Here is a 16,152-nt window from a genome sequence, read left to right on the forward strand (position 1 = left end):
TAAATTTGATGCAATTTTACCGTCAAAATTGATCCTCTTACGGACTGCTTTAAATTTATCACGAAAATAACCCGCCCAAGCTTGTTTAAATTTAATTTATGCTAAATTTCGCCCCGAAAGCGACCTTGCGGACGCAAATTTTACCAAAGGCGAAGCGGTGGATACGGATAAATTTTTAAGCGAAATTTGGGGCGCTCTTAAGCTTTTTTTGGATCCCAAAACGCAAATTCTCGCAGACGAGCGAAACCTCGCCGTTTTACTCGCGGCGGATGCGGAGAATTTCGATAGATTTATGGCGCTAAAGGAGTTTAGAGATATCCTTCACGCGCTTGGGCTAAAGGCCAATATATACAGCCTCCAGTGTGCCCAGCTAGGCGCGATAAACGCTCTAAAATCCGCAAAAATCTCAAAATCAAAACTACTCGCCGCGCTAGAAATCCTGCAAACCGAAAACATAATCTCCGCCGCGCATTTTAGCAGGCTTGCGGCATTTTTACGCTCTCTTAGCGCAGATTTGACCGCAGGGAACGAGCAAGAGGGCTCAAATTTTAAAAAATCAGACGTCTTTCATCAAAAAATAGACGCGCTAAATGATATCTGCGAGCGAATTTTATCGCTAAACCCGCACGCGCATGTCGCAAACGCAGCAGCAAAAGCGCGCCAAAAAGCGCGTGAGCTAGAGTTTAACGTCGCGGTCACGGGCGTCATAAACGCGGGCAAATCAACCCTTCTAAATGCGCTGCTGGGTAAGAAAATCCTGGGCGCTTCAAACGTGCCCGAGACTGTAAATTTAACGGTGCTAAAATATTCGCCCGAGCCTTTTGCAAAAGTAAATTTTTGGAGCGAAGCGGAGCTAAAAGAGCTTGGCATAGCGCAAGATCAAGATAATGAAATAGCCCAAATTTACGGCGGTTTGGGCGTCAAATTTGAGAGTAAAACGGCGAAAAATTTAAACGTCAAATTTAATGCGGACGGCGATGAGGCAGAAGCTAAATTTCAAAGCCCTGACGCGGAACAAATTTGCTCCGATCAGCCCGCTAGTAAAACGGTCAAAACGGGCGAGATCAAGCTCTACACCTCGGCGGACTCCAAATACGCTAAATTCGTAAAAAGTGTCGAGCTTTACGAAAATTTGGAGCTTTTAAAAGATAACGTACGCATAATTGACACTCCAGGCATTGATGACGCGGTGGCTGCGCGCGAGGAGCTGGTGCGGCGATTTATGCGAGAGTGCGATCTGATGGTGCACCTGATGAACGTCTCGCAAAGCGCCACGCAAAAGGATCTGGACTTTATCGTTTCAAGCTTGCAAAACTCCCACGCCGTAAAGCTCGCCGTGTTGCTAACTCACGCCGACGTGCTAAAAGAAGGCGAGCTAAACGAGGTCGCCGCCTACGCCAAAAAGAGCGTCGAGGAGCGCACGCGGGAGCTGGGTATCGGAGCGGAGTTTTTCGCCGTGAGTGCTAAAAGCTATTTTGAGGGCGGGCAAAACAGCGGCGTCGAGGAGTTTAAGCAGTATCTTTACGAGACGCTTTTTGGGCCTAGTAGCCAAAAATCTTGCCTTGGTATCGAAGCATATAAAAAGGAGCTAGGGCGCGTCTGCGCGCAGTTTGCGGCGGATACGCAAAGCGATATCTTAAAGCTAACGGGCTCAAATTTGAGCTTGTCGCAAAAGCTCGCCGAGCTAAACGAACAAAAGGCCGCATTAGCTAGCCACCTAGAGGATGTAAGAGACGCGGCAAAAGAGGAGCTAGAGCGCCTAGATACGGCTAAAACCGCGGCTAGCTACGAACTGGGGCTAAGGTCTTTGGCGCAAACGCTAAAGCAGCGTATCGCAGATGATGTAAGTTACTCGGCCGCCAAAAAACAAAAGATCGACCCGCAGCGTCTGGCTCGTATCGCGCAAACGACGATCAAAGACGGCGTCGTCGTCCTAATGCGCCAAAACCGCAACGAGATCGTGCAGCAAATCACCGCGTGCACGCAAAATATCGCGCTAAAATTCGGCGAATTTGAGGGCAAAACGGCGGCGGCAAAGGTCTTTAGCATAAACGACTATCTGCAATCAAGAGGGATAAATTTAGAGTGCATAGAGGTTGCAGATGCGGTGGCTGGCGCCGCAAACTCGGGCGCGCAAGGCGTATCTGAAGCCGCCAAGCTAGCCGCAGAGGAGTTTTTGGGCGCCCAGCGGATCAAAAATTTCGTTTTCGAGCTTAGCGAATTTGAAAAAAGCGAGTTTAAACAGCGTATCGAAGCCGCGCTAAAAGATAAAGAAAAGGCGCTCGCAATCAGCGAAGAAGCCCTAAAAAACGAGCTTGCCAAGCTAGCGCAAACTAGCGGTCGGGACTCGCGCGAGCTAGAGCGACTAAACTCGCAAAGCGAGGCGTTAAATGCTATAAATTTGGAGCTGCAAAGTGTTTGAGGAGTTTATAAACGCGTATAAAACGCGGTATTTTAAGATATTTTCGGACGATTTTCACGGACGATTTAGACGGCTGCAAAACGAGCTAACCGAGCCCAAATTTCACCCAAGCGCCGAGCTAAAGCAGGAGCTAAACAAGCTTGATCTGTTTTTATCCAGCCCGCTTACGGTCGCTATCGTCGGGCAGTTTTCTAGCGGCAAATCGACGTTTTTAAACGCGCTTTTGGGCAGCGAAATTTTGCCCTCGGGCCTAACTCCGGTGACATCAAAGCCGACTTTTATCAGATACGGCGCCGCACCAGGGCTTAGCGTGCTTTATGAAAACGGCAGAGAGCTGTATCTGGGCGTCGAGGAGATAGGGCGCTTTGTCGATCAGCGCGTGTTTGGCGACGACGTGAGCAGGCTTTGCGTTTATGCGCCGTCTGAAATTTTAAAGCTGGTAAATTTCGTCGATACGCCAGGGTTAAACTCGCTCTCAAAGGCCGACACCGCCGTCACGCACGAGGTGTTAAAAGACGTCGCGGGCGTCATCTGGCTAAGCCTCGCCGACAACGCCGCGCGCGCTAGCGAATCCGCGCAGATCAAGGAATTTTTGGCTGGCGGGGGCAAAACGGCGATCTGTTTGCTAAATCAAAAAGATAAGCTAAGCAAGGACGAGCTTGAGAGACTCAAAACTCACGCGCAGGCGACATACGGGCGATTTTTCGAGCGTATCATCGCAGTTTCCGCCAAACAAGCCGTAACGGCGCAAGCCGAGGGCGATGCGGCACTTTTGACAGAGTCAAATTTTAGCGAAGTGATAAGCGCTATCCGCGAGCTTTTTGGCAGCGAAGATATAAAGGAAAAATTCGTGCGCGAAAAGTGCTCTAGACTGGTTGCCGTAAATGCCAAGCAGCACGAAAAAATCGCTAAAATTTACGAAAAAGCGGGCGAGATAATCTCCAAATTTGACGCCGAGCTAGAGTCAAATTTAAAAGCCGTGCAAGAAAATTTTAAACCGAAAATCGAGCTAGCCTTTAACGAGCTAAAACACGTCGCAAAGCTCGTTGCAGACGAGATCCTAGCTAGTCTAAAAAGCGTGAAAAAGTATAAATACGCGCCGCGAAAAACGCTGCTAAAGGGCGAGTATTTTGAAGCTAGCTCGTACGAGGCGGTGGATTTTGACAGCGACGAGGTATTTTCAAAACTCATCTACAACGACGTGAAATTTGCTAAATTTTTTAGGACGTATAAGCGAGGTTTAAGCGCGTTGCAAGAAGAAATCGGCGCTGCGCTGGATGAAATTTACGAGCGGTTGGAGCGCGAATTTATGATTTATAAATCCGAATTTGAAAACGCGCAAAAAGAGGATGAAACGCACTCCGAGACCGTGTTTGCCGATGTTAGAACGTATGCAGGGCAGGTGTATAGGACGTTTTTGAGGGACTATGAGACGGCGAAATTTAAAGGGCTGCAAAAGACGGCGCTGTTTTTTGAAAAGCTAAACCTCAAAGTCGCCGCAAACTACGAAAACGCCGTCAAAATCGCCGTGTATTTTCTAAAAGAAAAGATCGCAGGCTCGATGCGCGCGCACGAGCAAAACGGCTTTGCTCTGTTTATCCCGAGCTTTGACGAGGTGCAAGACCGCGTTTTGACGTCGCTAAATTTATACGAATTTGAAAACGAGATGCTTGGTAGTGCGTCATTTTTAAATAAAATTTTATCGGCGCTAAAGAGCGAATTTGCAAAGATAAAAGACGAAAAACTAGCTAAAATCGCTGCTCTATCGGCAGGACACAAGAAACTAAGGGATGAAATTTTAAAAGCGGGCGAGGGGTTTGGCCGGCAAATCCTGCTTTGAGCGCGGCGATCTAAGCGATATTTGACAGCCAAGTTAAAATTTGCTCCCAAACTGGCTTTTTGTTCTCGTCTTTGAAGCCTAAAAGTAGCTTGATGAATTTAAAAACGAAAACAACGAGCAGGAAAATATACGTGATGAAAATGCCGACTAAAATTTCATCAAAATACTCTTTTGATATGAAGTAGATTACCGTGCATAGCGGAGCGCAAACGGCTGCTATACCTAAAAATAACTTGACTTGGCGTAGTAAAAAATCACTCATGCTTGATAACCTTTTCAAATTTGAGTAGCTAGGGCTGCGATAAATTTAAATCGCTTATCAAATTTGCGTCTGCCGAGCTACGAATTTAACGCTTAAATTTGTAAGAATACGCGATAAAGCTTTGCAAGTGGCGTAAATTTAGCAAAACGCGTCTTAGCCAAACAGCAAGCCAAATTTAGCCGATTTTTACCCGTCAAACCCGACCTTTTTATCCTCGCCGAAATTTGAGCTCATCTCGCGTTTGATCTCGCTCTCAAAGTCGCTCATCGTAAATATCCCGTCTTCGCGCACGGCTACTTTTAGCGCGGTATTTTTGAGCGCCAGCATGATTTGCGCGCCGCTTAGCTCAAATTTAGCCAGCTGCTTGACGTCAAAATTCTCCTCAAAGCTCGCATTTTCGGGCAGCACTTTGCGCCAGATCGCAAGACGAGCGGCGAGGTCGGGCTTTTTAAACTCGATCTTATAATCAAATCTGCGAGAAAACGCGATATCCAGGCTTTGCAAGAAGTTCGTCGTGGCGATGAGTACGCCCTCAAAGCGCTCGATTTGCTCCAAAAATATATTTTGCATTTGGTTGTGCATTTTATCCGCCCCACTGCCGCCCTCGACGCGCGTGCTTAGAAACTGATCGGCCTCGTTTAGCAGCAGTACGGGCTCGCTCTTACTCTTAGCGCAGATTTCTTTGTAGGTGTCAAAAATTTTACGCACGTTTTGCTCGCTCTCGCCGACGTATTTGCTCAAAATTTTAGAGCAGTCAAAGCTAAGAACCTGCTTTTTTAGGCTCTTTGCGAGGCTTAGCGCGCTCATGGTTTTGCCCGTACCCGGCGGTCCGTAAAAGATGATTTTGGCGTCCACGTTTTTGCGCGACTTGATGCCCCAGCTAGATAGACGCGCTAGCACGCGGCGGTCTACTTGCTTTAGGATTGCGTCCAGTAGCTCCTTTACCTTGACGTCTAGCACGACGTCGTTTATGTCGGTCGAGGGCTCGATTAACTCAAAGATTTCTTGCTCTTTTACGAGAGTTTCTAGCGCTAGTTTTTTACTTTTGCTCTCGGTTTTTGGGTGCATTACGCTTTGTAAAATTTCGTCGGTTATGTAAAACGTTCTGCTAAAGCCGCCGTAGGTATTTAGCGACTCGTCGTAGTCGATGAGGCCGTTTTCGATTAGCTTTGAGCCTTCATCTAGTAGGGAGCGATTTTTGATACGTTCAAATTCGTCTGCGCTCAAAATCCCAACAAGCGCGTTTAAATCGCGGTTGGCGTCCGTTTCGCCGACGTACTCTTCCTTTAAAAGCGCGAGAAAAATAAGCTGTTCTTTGTCGTTTAGCGCGTTATCTTTAAAAATTTGCTCGACGGAGATCGAAATTTTGCTTAAATTTAGCCGTTTTTCGATGATGGTTTCTAGCTCTTTTACATCTTTTTCGAGGCGGCTTTTGGCGTCGCTTGAGACGTTTTTGCTAAAAAACGAGAGCTTGCCGTAAAGTTCCACGCGCAAAAACTGGTCTTTTAGATAATCAAGGTGATCGGCGTAGGGCGCGACTGCGGGCAGCGTGAGCCCAAACTCGCCCTCTTCTAAAATTTTAAGAAAAAGCGGCGAAAGCGAGATCTCGCTGTGAAGTAGGCCGAGTAAATTTGAGCCCGCGCTCTCTGCGTTAGGGTTTTTAAATATAGAAAAGCCCTGCACGATCCAGCCGCTTTCTAGCAGGCTCTTTACGTCTGCAAGGCCTGCTAAAAATTTATACTCCTCGCTACCAAAAACCGCGCAAAGCACGTCGTAAGCGCTACTTTGCGGAGTGCCCTCGACGTAGTTTTTGCTCAGGTGGCGTAAAATTTTCGCCTCGTTTTCGCTGCATTTTATGAGCGAGGAAATTTTAGAATTTTGCTCGCCGCCGATAAACTCTATCAAAAACCGCACTAAATTTCACCCCTTATCTGATCCCTTAAAACGCGTTTGAGCACCTTGCCCGTCGCGTTTTTAGGCAGCTCGTCTTTAAAATAAATCGTCTTTGGAATTTTAAAATTCGCCAAGTGTTTTTTGAGGTGCGCGCGGATATCTTTTTCGTCTAGGCTCATGTTTTCTTTAAGCTGGATAAAGGCCGTGACCTCCTCGTCTGCGTGCTCGTCTCTGACACCGATAACTGCGGCAGCTTCGACTTGGGGCAGTTTAAATAGCACCTCCTCGATCTCGCGCGGGTAGATGTTGATGCCCTTTGAGATGATGAGGTCTTTTTTGCGGTCGACGATAAAGATATAGCCCTCCTCGTCGATCTTGACTAGATCGCCCGTGCGTAGCCAGCCGTTTACGATCGTCTCGTCTGTGGCGTCTGGCATATTTAGGTAGCCCTGCATCACGCAGTCGCCTTTTACGATTAGCTCGCCGACCTCACCTGCTGGCAGCTCCATCATCTCGTCGTTTATGCATTTTACTTCGTAGCCCGGCAGCGGCAAGCCGACGCTTGAGATTTTTTGTTTTTGCAGCGTGTTTGCTGAGACGATAGGCGAGCATTCGCTAAGGCCGTAGCCCTCTATTAGCACCGCGCGTGGAAATTTGACGCGAAAATCGGTAATAGTCTGCTCAGCCAAAGGCGCTCCGCCGCTGATAAAAATCCTAATGCAGTTAAACCAGCGAAAATACCACGGGATTTTAGCTTTGCCGATAGCCGTATAGATCGCCGGCACGCCTAAAAACACGGTCGCGCGCTTGAGCAGGACTTGTTTTAGGACGTTTGAAAACGGGAAAATGGACTTTACTAAAATAAGCGAACACGCCGAAAATATCGGTAGCAGCACCATCGCCGTGAGAGTAAAGCTGTGAAACATCGGCAAAAACACGGCAAATCTATCTTTCATACGTACGTGAAAGACCTCGTGCGCGCCCTGGACGTTTGAGATGAGGTTGCGGTAGCTGATCATCGCGCCCTTTGGCTTGCCCGTGGTGCCTGAGGTGTAGATGATGTGGGCTAGGTCATTAAGCTTTGGTCGGTCGGTCAAATTTAGCTCTATACGGCAGTTTAGCGCGTGAGCGTAGGCGATATTGTTTCCGTCAAATTCGGCCCTATCGCCGATCCAGACGATCTTTTTGATTGCGGTTTTGCTCTCTAGTCCGCGTATCTCTTTGGCTAGCTCGGCCGAAGCAAAGAGAAATTTCGCCCCGCAGTCGTTTATGATGTACTCGAATTCTTCGTATTTTAAGAAGGTATTTATCGGCACCGCCACGGCGCCAAGCAGAGTGATGGCAAAGTAGCTAGCTATAAACTCGGGCGAGTTATTTACGATCATCGCGACTCGGTCGCCTTTTTTTATGCCCATACCTTGCAAAAACGCAGCCAGCGTAAAGGCGTTTGTGCGTAGCTGCTTGTAGCTTATTTTGCTAGTTTCTGTATAGATCGCGATACCGCCGCCGTTTTTATCGACTGCGGCGTTTAGCATATCCTCGAAATTTTCGTAAGGGTAGTTCATAGCCGCGCCTTAAAATTTATATTTTACGTTCAAATTTATCGCCTGAGCATTGCCACGTTCAAATTTGCCGTTTGGATAGAGTCCTGACGCGTTTGAGTAGTAGCTCACGTCGCGCGCCTTTCTGTCTTGGTAGAAGTAGCTAGCTCCAAGCTCCAAAGCGTCTGTAAATTTGTAGTTAAAGCCCGCTGCGTAGATGACGGCTTTGGTATCTGGCAGGTCAAAGCCCGTAGTATCGGCTCTAGATGCGGCCTCGTCAAACGTAACCGCGCCCATTAGGCGGAGTTTATCCGTCGCGTCGTGTGCTACACCGATGCGGTAGGCGTTGCTGTCCTTCCAGTCGCGTTTTTTGGACGCATCAAATGCTGCAAAAAACGGGTTGCGGTAGTGAGCGGCCGAGGCGCCAGGGTAGTTGAAGTCAAGCTCTTTCCACGCAGACCAATAGGTTCGCTCAAAGTCAAATAACAGCGTGGTGTTTGCGATTTTGTACGATAGGGCTAAATTTAAGCTCGCAGGTAGCGGTACGGATAGCTTTGCGCTGCCGCTATACGAGCCGCTCGGAAACGCCCCCCTCGGGTGCGCCGGCGCGCTGATGTCGGTGTCGCCTTTTAGATTCATATTTACTTTCGAGCGGTAGGTGGCCGCTAGGCTCAAATTTGAAGTAGGTTTATAGGTGATTGCCGCGTTGTAGCCGAAATTTATGCGGTCGCCTTTGATATCCTGCGAGGCGGGTAGGGCGCCTGAGACCTCCTGCACGGCCTCTCCTCTAGCGTAAACTGCGCGCAGGCCAAAGCCTAACGCGATGTTGTCGGTTAGCGCGTAGGCGACGCTAGGATTTACCTCGATCACTTTTAGGTCGAATTTTTTAGAAGTGGCTTTAGGCAAATTTTCGTCCCATCTCATCGACATTCCCGCAGGCACGACGACTGATAGACCAAAGCGCCAGTCATCAAACTGCGGCGTCACGAAGTGAAACGTAGGTACGAGCGCGTTCGCTCTTTTGGAGGTGAGTTTGTCGCCGTTATAGTGCCTGTACTTCGTCTTTGACATGCGCAGGTAGGTTAGTGAGCTCTCTAGGTAGTGTCCGCCGTCTAGAAATATCATATTCGCCGGGTTGTTATAGGCTGCGTCGGGACCGAAGCTCGTCGCGACGTTTGAGTTTAAAAGCGCGATGCTATCGCCGCTTTGCTCGGGGATTTTAAAGCCCGCCGCATTTAGACAGCAGCAAGCCGCTAGGCAAACGCCGATATATTTTCTCATTTATTCTCCTTTAAAGTTTCTTAAAATTTTTATCTCGTCCGCCCAGATGCTTTCGTCGATCGTCTCTAAAACTAGCGGGATATCGTCCGTGCGGGGGTCGTTTATGATGTTTTCAAATGTTTTTAAGCCCAAAAAGCCTTTGCCTAGGCTCTCGTGGCGATCCTTTTTACTGGCTAGGTCAAATTTCGTATCGTTTATATGCATACCCCGCAGCATACCGCGCCCGACTATCTCGTCAAATTCGCTCATCACGCGCTCGTAGTCGTCTCTGATATCGTATCCCGCGGCAAAGGTATGACAGGTGTCGAGGCACACGCCGATCCTGCTTTTATCGGTACAGCGTTTGATGATGTAGGCTAGGTGTTCAAATTTAAAGCCCAAATTTGAGCCCTGGCCGGCGGTATTTTCGATGACTAGCCTTACGTTTTGGCTATTTTCGAGTAGGAAATTTACGGAGTTTGCGATATTTTCGAGGCAAATTTCTGGCGAAATTTCATTTAGATACGAGCCCGGATGAAAATTTATCATCATTAGACCGAGCGCCTCTACGCGGTAAATTTCATCCAAAAAGGCGTTAATGGACTTTTGGCGCTGCTCATCGTTTGGATGGCCTAAATTTATAAGATAGCCATTGTGAGGCAAAACGTGCCTGGGCTCGATATGGGAGGCTTTTAAATTTTGCTTAAATTTGGAGATATTTTCCTGGGAAAGCGGCTTGGCCTCCCATTGGCGCTGATTTTTGACGAACATCGCAAAGGCGTTTGCGCCGATATTTGCCGCATTTAGCGGAGCGTTTTCTACGCCGCCCGCGATGCTGACGTGCGCGCCGATAAATTTCATTGAAGCTCTTTTATGATGATTTTTATGCGGTTTTTAGCGTCGAAAAAGCTGATATTTTTACCGCAAACTTCGTATTTTATTGAATATTTACTTATATCTTGTATAAAACCGCACGAATTTGTCATTACATTTATGCCGTTATACAGCGGCTTGCGCTCTAAAATTTCCGCAAAAAAGTCGTCGTATCTCTCCTCTAAAAAGAACTTTTTGTTAAATTCTTTTTTCTCAAAGCACGCGCCGTTCATGCAAATTTTGTCGTTTATTTTGAGATTTACCGTATTTACGCCCGAGCTGTAAATTTGCAAATTTAGCTGGTTTGCGGTTTTATGCAGGAAGCCCACGTCGTTGATTTTTAGCGGCGGAGTGAGGATGGTGACGGTAAATTTGTCTGATGATTTTTGGCTTTGTAGCGCGGCACAGCCGCTAAATGCAAGGCAAGCGAGCGCAGTCAAAGCAAATTTGGAAAATTTTTTCATGATTTTTTATCCTTGGTTTAAGCTATTTTTTATTATCTTTAATGTAAAATCCCATTTCCGCTAATTTGTGGCCCCTTCGTCTAGCGGTTAGGACATCGCCCTTTCACGGCGGTAACACGAGTTCGAGTCTCGTAGGGGTCACCACTTCATTTTAAATTTCACAAAAGATTTTAATTTTATCCGCTTATCGCTTAAATGCCCTTTATCTAAATACAATTTTTCTTAAATTTGGATTTTCTAAAATTTAACCTCAAAACCGTTTGCGGCGTATTTTGTGAAATCAAATTTCATCGCGGCAAATTTAACCACTGCCAAATAAACCAAAATTCGTCAAATTTAATCGTAAAATTTGATCACCAAACTCCCATTCTTGCTTGCTTAATCAAATTTAAACCCGTTTTGGCTATAATCGCGCCCTAATTTATAAAAAAGGAAAAAAATGTTCGATTGGATTTTTTCGCCCGAGGCGTGGCTGTCGCTCGTGACGCTAACTGGGCTTGAGATCGTGCTTGGTATCGATAACATCATATTTATCGCGATCCTAGTCGGCAAGCTCCCGCCCGAGCAGCGCGACAAAGGCCGTATACTAGGGCTTTCGCTTGCGATGCTAACGAGGATTGTGCTGCTGCTTTCGCTATTTTGGATCATGAAGCTTACAAAGCCGCTATTTAGCGTATTCGATTTCACGATCACGGGTCGCGATTTGGTGCTGATTTTGGGCGGGCTTTTCCTTATCGGCAAATCCACGCTCGAGATCCACTCAAGCGTCAGCGGCGAGCACGAGGAGCGCTCGGCAAGCAAGGGGCATGCGAGTTTTTGGGTCGTTATCGCCGAGATCGCCGTGCTTGACATCGTCTTTTCGCTCGATAGCGTCATCACCGCGGTGGGCATGGCAAACCACATCGAGATCATGATCCTAGCCGTGATACTTGCCGTGGGCGTGATGATGTTTGCGTCTAAGGGCATTTCAAATTTTGTCGATAACAATCCGACGATCAAAATTCTCGCGCTTGCGTTTTTGATCCTGATCGGCTTTACGCTTGTAGGCGAGGGGCTCGGTATGCACGTACCTAAGGGCTACGTTTACTTTGCGATGGCGTTTTCTCTGGGCGTGGAGCTCATCAACATCTACGCTCGTAAAAAGTCGGCAAAACGCGCGCAAGAGGCTCAAAAGTAAATTTGAGCCTTTAAATTTGCTTTTGGGCGCGCAGGGCGGCAAATTTGACGCTTCGGCTTTTTTGAGGCGTCAAATTTAAACGGGGCGAATTTGAGCGGTAAATTTAAAAAGCAAAGGAACTAGCGTGGACGTAAAAGGCGAATTTTTAGAGATTTTAGATGGACTTAGGAGCCAAAAGCTAGCGGCATTTTCGCAAAAACTCATCAAAAGCCCCGAAATTTTAGGCGTAAAAACTCCCGAACTAAGACGCTTGGCAAAGCAAAATTTCGCTCGGTTAAATTTAGAACAGATCGCAGCTTATGAGCCGTTTTTTCACGAGGAGTTTATGCTAAAGGGCTTTTTGATAATGCTCGTTAAGGACGACGAAGCTAAATTTAAGCTAGCTAGCGAGTTTGTCAAAACGATGCCAAACTGGGCTGTGACGGACGGCTTTGAGCCTAAATTTACCGAGGCGCGCTACGTAGATGCGCTGCTAAAGCAGGCTCTATGCTCAAATTTAGAATACGAAAAGCGATTTTTTTACGTTTATTTTATGCGCAATTTTGGGGCGCTTTCGCTCGAGCGGTTTTTTGAAATTTGCGCTGAGGAAAAGGACGAGCGATACTACGTGCAAATGGCTGCCGCTTGGTGTTTAGCCGAGGTCTTTATCAAATTTAACGGCGCGGGGCGAGAGCTACTGGAGAGCGGGCGACTGAGTAAATTTACCCACAACAAAACGATCTCAAAGATCCGCGACAGCTACCGCGTGCCAAAAGACGTAAAAGACGCGCTTTTGGAGCTCAAAATCAAGTGAATCTCACTAAAGAGCCCGTAAACAAGCTCGTACTGCGCTTAGCTGCACCCGCGGGCGTCGCGATGAGCTTTAACACGCTTTACAATGTTACGGGCGTGTTTTTTGCCGCGCGCATCTCGACGCAGGCGCTGGCGGGCTTTTCGATGAGTTTTTTGCTCTATATCAGCGTCGTTGGCGTGGGGCTTGGCTTTGGCTCGGCACTAACGGCACTTGTGGGCAACGCGCTTGGCGGCGGCAAAGAAAAACTCGCTAAAATTTATGCCGCAAAAGGCGTGTTTTTCGTGCTTCTTTTCGCGTTTTTTATGGGGCTTTCGGGCTTTATTTTTACGCCACATTTGCTTAAAATTTTAGGCGCGAATGAGGAGTTTTTACGCGAAGCCATGGCGTATAACCGCGTGATATTTCTTGCCTCGCCGTTTTTCTTACTCATAAAATCCCTAAACGGCGTGCTGGTAGCTACGGGCGATACGAAGAGCCTGCGAAACTGGCTTTTTGCGGGACTTTTTATAAATTTAGGCTTTTGCTTTTTTTATGTGGATTTTTGCGGGCTGGGTATCGGCGGGATAGCGCTAGCAACGGCTTCGGTGCAGCTTTTAGGCTCGCTATTTTTAGGCGTCAAAGTCGCAAAAACGGGTATGATAAATTTTTTAAATTTACGCTCATTTGCGCCCGAGCTCGCCATCTACCGTAAAATTTTAGCCCAAGCCTTGCCAGCGTGCCTAAACTACCTCTCGATGTCGCTTGGCGGACTCGTGCTCATGCATTTTATCAGCCGCTACGGCACGCATGCGGTCGCAGGCTATGGCCTAGCTCTTCGCATCGAGCAGATCGTAATGCTGCCCACGACTGGCATCGCATCGGCGGTGCTTGGTATCGTATCGCAAAATTTAGGTGCGTGCGAATACGCCAGAGTGCGCGGCTGCTACGCCTATGCGGTCAAATTTTTAACGGTTTACTGTATTTTTGCGGCGGCTTTTTGCCTGGGGCTCGGCGGGATTTTGGTTGGGTTTTTTGACGAGACGCCTGAGGTCGTGAGTGCGGCGAGGAGCTATTTTGCGGTCAATTCGCTGGCTTTTATGGGTTACGCACTCATAAATCTCTCCGGCTCGACGCTTCAAGGCGTAAAAAGACCGGCGGCGGTTTTTGTTTTAAATTTTACCCGTCAGATAGTGCTACAAATAGCGCTCTACTCGCTTGTAGCCGATGTTTTTGGCGGCGAGTTGCAAGATCTTTTTAAGGCGATGTTTTTTAACGTTTGGCTGATCGGGCTAACTTTTTTCTTTTACACCAAATTTGTTCTTAGCCGAATTTGTGCGGGTTAAAGCGAAAATTTTTGCAAATTTTCAATTTTAAGCTTATTTTTCTTGACAAAGAGTATTTTTTTGGCTACAATGCGCCTTTTCAATAAGTAGGCTAAACTCGCAATGCCTCGGGGTGTAGCGCAGGCTGGTTAGCGCATCTGGTTTGGGACCAGAGGGCCGAAGGTTCGAATCCTTTCACCCCGACCATTTGTTAGATGGTGAGTGTAGCTCAGTCGGTTAGAGCATCAGATTGTGGTCCTGAGGGTCGTGGGTTCGATTCCCATCACTCACCCCACTTGGGCGCTCGTAGCTCAATTGGATAGAGCGACAGACTTCGGATCTGTAGGTTATGGGTTCGACTCCTATCGGGCGCGCCACTTTGTTTTTATGCGCTCATAGCTCAGCTGGATAGAGCAACGGCCTTCTAAGCCGTAGGCCTCAGGTTCGAATCCTGATGGGCGTACCATTTTATTATTGTTGTGCGGATGTGGTGAAATTGGCAGACACGCCAGACTTAGGATCTGGTGCCCCACGGCGTGAAGGTTCAAGTCCTTTCATCCGCACCATCCAAAACTCCTTAAAACACGACATCTCAAGACTTAAGCTTTCAAAAGGTAACCCAAAATTCTGTTTTTATTTTTAACTTTGTTTCTCTCGGATTTATTTAATATTCTAGAGCATCCTATATTGGCCTATTTTATCACTAGAGGTTTTGCTTTGACAGGTCGCCTGAATACTATTTTGTAATTATGTCTATGGTGCTCAGGCGTTGCAAAGTATAACGCTTAATTCTAGCAATATTTAAGAGCACCAAAAATAAACTATAGTATAATCACGGTAAATAAAAAATATATCGAGGGGCTAAAAAGGTAGAAGTAGGTTTTAATAACTTTAAGGCATTTGGAGAAAATTTGCAGAAATTTTCATATAAGCCGATAGCTTTAGTATATGGCCCCAATAGCTCTGGGAAATCAAGTTTTTTGTACGCTATGTTTTATAGAGAACACCTTTAAGACGACGGAGATACAAATCTTAAAAGGTCAAATTTTGCCGGAGACGAGCTGGACTTGGGCTGTCTTGAAAATTTTTATCCACAAACACGATACCAATAGGACAGTAATATCATATGCGTATGAATTTGCGGGCGGCAAAGGAGACTATACTATATACGGCGAAGAAGGCAAGAATATAATGGATCGATACGAGATTTACCGCATAGTCCATAAAAATAAATATGTCACATAGGAGCAAATTTGCGTCTAAAGTACTTTTATATAATAGTTTTTCTAATCTGGCTCTGTATATTTATTGCCTTGCTACCTGCATATAGAATTTCGGCAATCTTAGAAGCGCTTGATTTTAGCGATAAAAACCTGACGCAAAGAGAGCTCGTAGAGCTAAATTTAAAAGATTACCTAAAAAAGATTCACTACTTAGATAATTATCCGCAAATAGATTTTGGCAAGATGGCAGATATTCACTTAGACAAAAACGGCTATGAGAGAGTAAGATTTTCATGATGCAACGGTGATAAATATCCTGATGACAGATGCGAATTTTGGAAGCTGGATAAAAGGCTAAATTTCGATTATCTTATGAATCTGGGCTCCAAAATTTGCAAAGACGGCAAACCTATACAAAACGCCGAAGAAATCGTAGAAAACGACGAGGTTTTAAAACTACGGCTCTTTTATCCTTGGGAGCAAAAGCATTTGATTGACGAATATGGAAATTTTATAGAGAATTTTATATATATGAGGTTTGGAGATGGCGCCAACCACTCATTCGACCTATTTACTGATTTTGTATTTATAAGTAAAATGACATACAATTACCAATTATGCACGAAACAAAAACTAAAAAATTTGACATAATTACTCCAGAAAACAGATGTTATAGTAGGCTTTTAAACTCTATATTTAGGGATATATTTTATCAACAAAAAAGAGTATATACCCGTTTTGCTATAACTATAAAAAGATAATTGATGAAAATATAGATTGCGATAGAGAATATATATTTTCTTTCATTTCAATATACGACAAGGGGAACAATCTCGATTATAAAACGATATTTTATAATAAAAATTTATACGATTATAAACATGAGACGGACATACTTTTCAATCAATACCAAAATTTAAAGAATCAAAAAAAACAAGATAAATTTTAACTCGCAAGGAGAAGTAATTAAGCTAGATATTAATTTAGGCTCAAAATTTGACTAATTTTATGCCGTTGGGCGCCATCTATTTTAGATGCAAATATGATATAGATTAATATAATTTAAAATATTTTGCTATAAAATTTTCATAAAATTTAACTAC

Annotated in this window: 13 protein-coding genes and 6 tRNA genes; 13 read left to right on the forward strand and 6 right to left on the reverse strand. The window is 45.9% G+C overall.

The window, feature by feature from the left end:
* Positions 1–157 precede the first annotated feature (157 nt).
* Positions 158–2,422, forward strand: a complete 2,265-nt coding sequence (locus tag CSHOW_RS00800; RefSeq protein WP_002949355.1) for a dynamin family protein — start codon at positions 158–160, stop codon at positions 2,420–2,422.
* Positions 2,415–4,262, forward strand: a complete 1,848-nt coding sequence (locus tag CSHOW_RS00805) for a dynamin family protein (RefSeq protein WP_002949353.1) — start codon at positions 2,415–2,417, stop codon at positions 4,260–4,262. The genes CSHOW_RS00800 and CSHOW_RS00805 overlap by 8 nt, the downstream gene beginning before the upstream one ends.
* Positions 4,263–4,272: 10 nt before the next feature.
* On the opposite strand, the gene CSHOW_RS00810 is transcribed toward CSHOW_RS00805, so the two are convergent.
* The 6 genes from CSHOW_RS00810 to CSHOW_RS00835 form a co-directional block, all read right to left on the reverse strand.
* The gene (locus CSHOW_RS00810; RefSeq protein WP_002949350.1) at positions 4,273–4,524 is read right to left on the reverse strand and encodes a hypothetical protein; all 252 of its coding nucleotides are present in this window, start codon (positions 4,522–4,524) and stop codon (positions 4,273–4,275) included.
* 186 nt (positions 4,525–4,710) lie between these two features.
* Positions 4,711–6,438, reverse strand: a complete 1,728-nt coding sequence (locus CSHOW_RS00815; protein ID WP_002949349.1) for an ATP-binding protein — start codon at positions 6,436–6,438, stop codon at positions 4,711–4,713.
* On the reverse strand, positions 6,438–7,982 hold the full coding sequence (locus CSHOW_RS00820; RefSeq protein WP_002949346.1) for a fatty acid--CoA ligase: 1,545 nt from the start codon (positions 7,980–7,982) through the stop codon (positions 6,438–6,440). Before CSHOW_RS00820 ends, CSHOW_RS00815 begins: the two co-directional genes overlap by 1 nt.
* A 9-nt stretch (positions 7,983–7,991) precedes the next feature.
* On the reverse strand, positions 7,992–9,239 hold the full coding sequence (locus tag CSHOW_RS00825) for an OmpP1/FadL family transporter (RefSeq protein WP_002949344.1): 1,248 nt from the start codon (positions 9,237–9,239) through the stop codon (positions 7,992–7,994).
* The gene (gene nfo / locus CSHOW_RS00830) at positions 9,240–10,079 is read right to left on the reverse strand and encodes a deoxyribonuclease IV (RefSeq protein WP_002949343.1); all 840 of its coding nucleotides are present in this window, start codon (positions 10,077–10,079) and stop codon (positions 9,240–9,242) included.
* Positions 10,076–10,555, reverse strand: coding sequence for a hypothetical protein (locus CSHOW_RS00835; protein ID WP_002949342.1), 480 nt, complete (start codon positions 10,553–10,555; stop codon positions 10,076–10,078). The genes nfo and CSHOW_RS00835 overlap by 4 nt, the downstream gene beginning before the upstream one ends.
* A 69-nt stretch (positions 10,556–10,624) precedes the next feature.
* Between CSHOW_RS00835 and CSHOW_RS00840 the strand changes: the two genes are divergently transcribed.
* From CSHOW_RS00840 to CSHOW_RS00890, 11 genes are all read left to right on the forward strand, one after another.
* A tRNA-Glu gene (locus CSHOW_RS00840) sits at positions 10,625–10,699 on the forward strand.
* Positions 10,700–10,994: 295 nt separating this feature from the next.
* On the forward strand, positions 10,995–11,732 hold the full coding sequence (locus CSHOW_RS00845; protein WP_002949340.1) for a TerC family protein: 738 nt from the start codon (positions 10,995–10,997) through the stop codon (positions 11,730–11,732).
* A 124-nt stretch (positions 11,733–11,856) separates the two neighbouring features.
* Positions 11,857–12,525 (forward strand): DNA alkylation repair protein, encoded by a 669-nt coding sequence (locus CSHOW_RS00850; protein WP_002949339.1) that lies wholly within the window; start codon positions 11,857–11,859, stop codon positions 12,523–12,525.
* Complete coding sequence (locus CSHOW_RS00855) at positions 12,522–13,847, forward strand: MATE family efflux transporter (protein ID WP_002949338.1); 1,326 nt, start codon at positions 12,522–12,524, stop codon at positions 13,845–13,847. The genes CSHOW_RS00850 and CSHOW_RS00855 overlap by 4 nt, the downstream gene beginning before the upstream one ends.
* A 108-nt stretch (positions 13,848–13,955) precedes the next feature.
* A tRNA-Pro gene (locus CSHOW_RS00860) sits at positions 13,956–14,033 on the forward strand.
* Between the two features lie 11 nt (positions 14,034–14,044).
* A tRNA-His gene (locus CSHOW_RS00865) sits at positions 14,045–14,121 on the forward strand.
* A gap of 5 nt (positions 14,122–14,126) precedes the next feature.
* Positions 14,127–14,203, forward strand: a tRNA-Arg gene (locus tag CSHOW_RS00870).
* A 12-nt stretch (positions 14,204–14,215) separates the two neighbouring features.
* Positions 14,216–14,292, forward strand: a tRNA-Arg gene (locus tag CSHOW_RS00875).
* Between the two features lie 15 nt (positions 14,293–14,307).
* Positions 14,308–14,392: transfer RNA gene (locus CSHOW_RS00880), tRNA-Leu, on the forward strand.
* Between the two features lie 382 nt (positions 14,393–14,774).
* Positions 14,775–15,071, forward strand: coding sequence for a hypothetical protein (locus CSHOW_RS00885; protein ID WP_039895389.1), 297 nt, complete (start codon positions 14,775–14,777; stop codon positions 15,069–15,071).
* 8 nt (positions 15,072–15,079) lie between these two features.
* Positions 15,080–15,346 (forward strand): hypothetical protein, encoded by a 267-nt coding sequence (locus CSHOW_RS00890; RefSeq protein WP_039895388.1) that lies wholly within the window; start codon positions 15,080–15,082, stop codon positions 15,344–15,346.
* The last annotated feature ends 806 nt before the right edge of the window (positions 15,347–16,152 follow it).

It is taken from the genome of Campylobacter showae (assembly GCF_004803815.1).
GTDB lineage: Bacteria > Campylobacterota > Campylobacteria > Campylobacterales > Campylobacteraceae > Campylobacter_A > Campylobacter_A showae.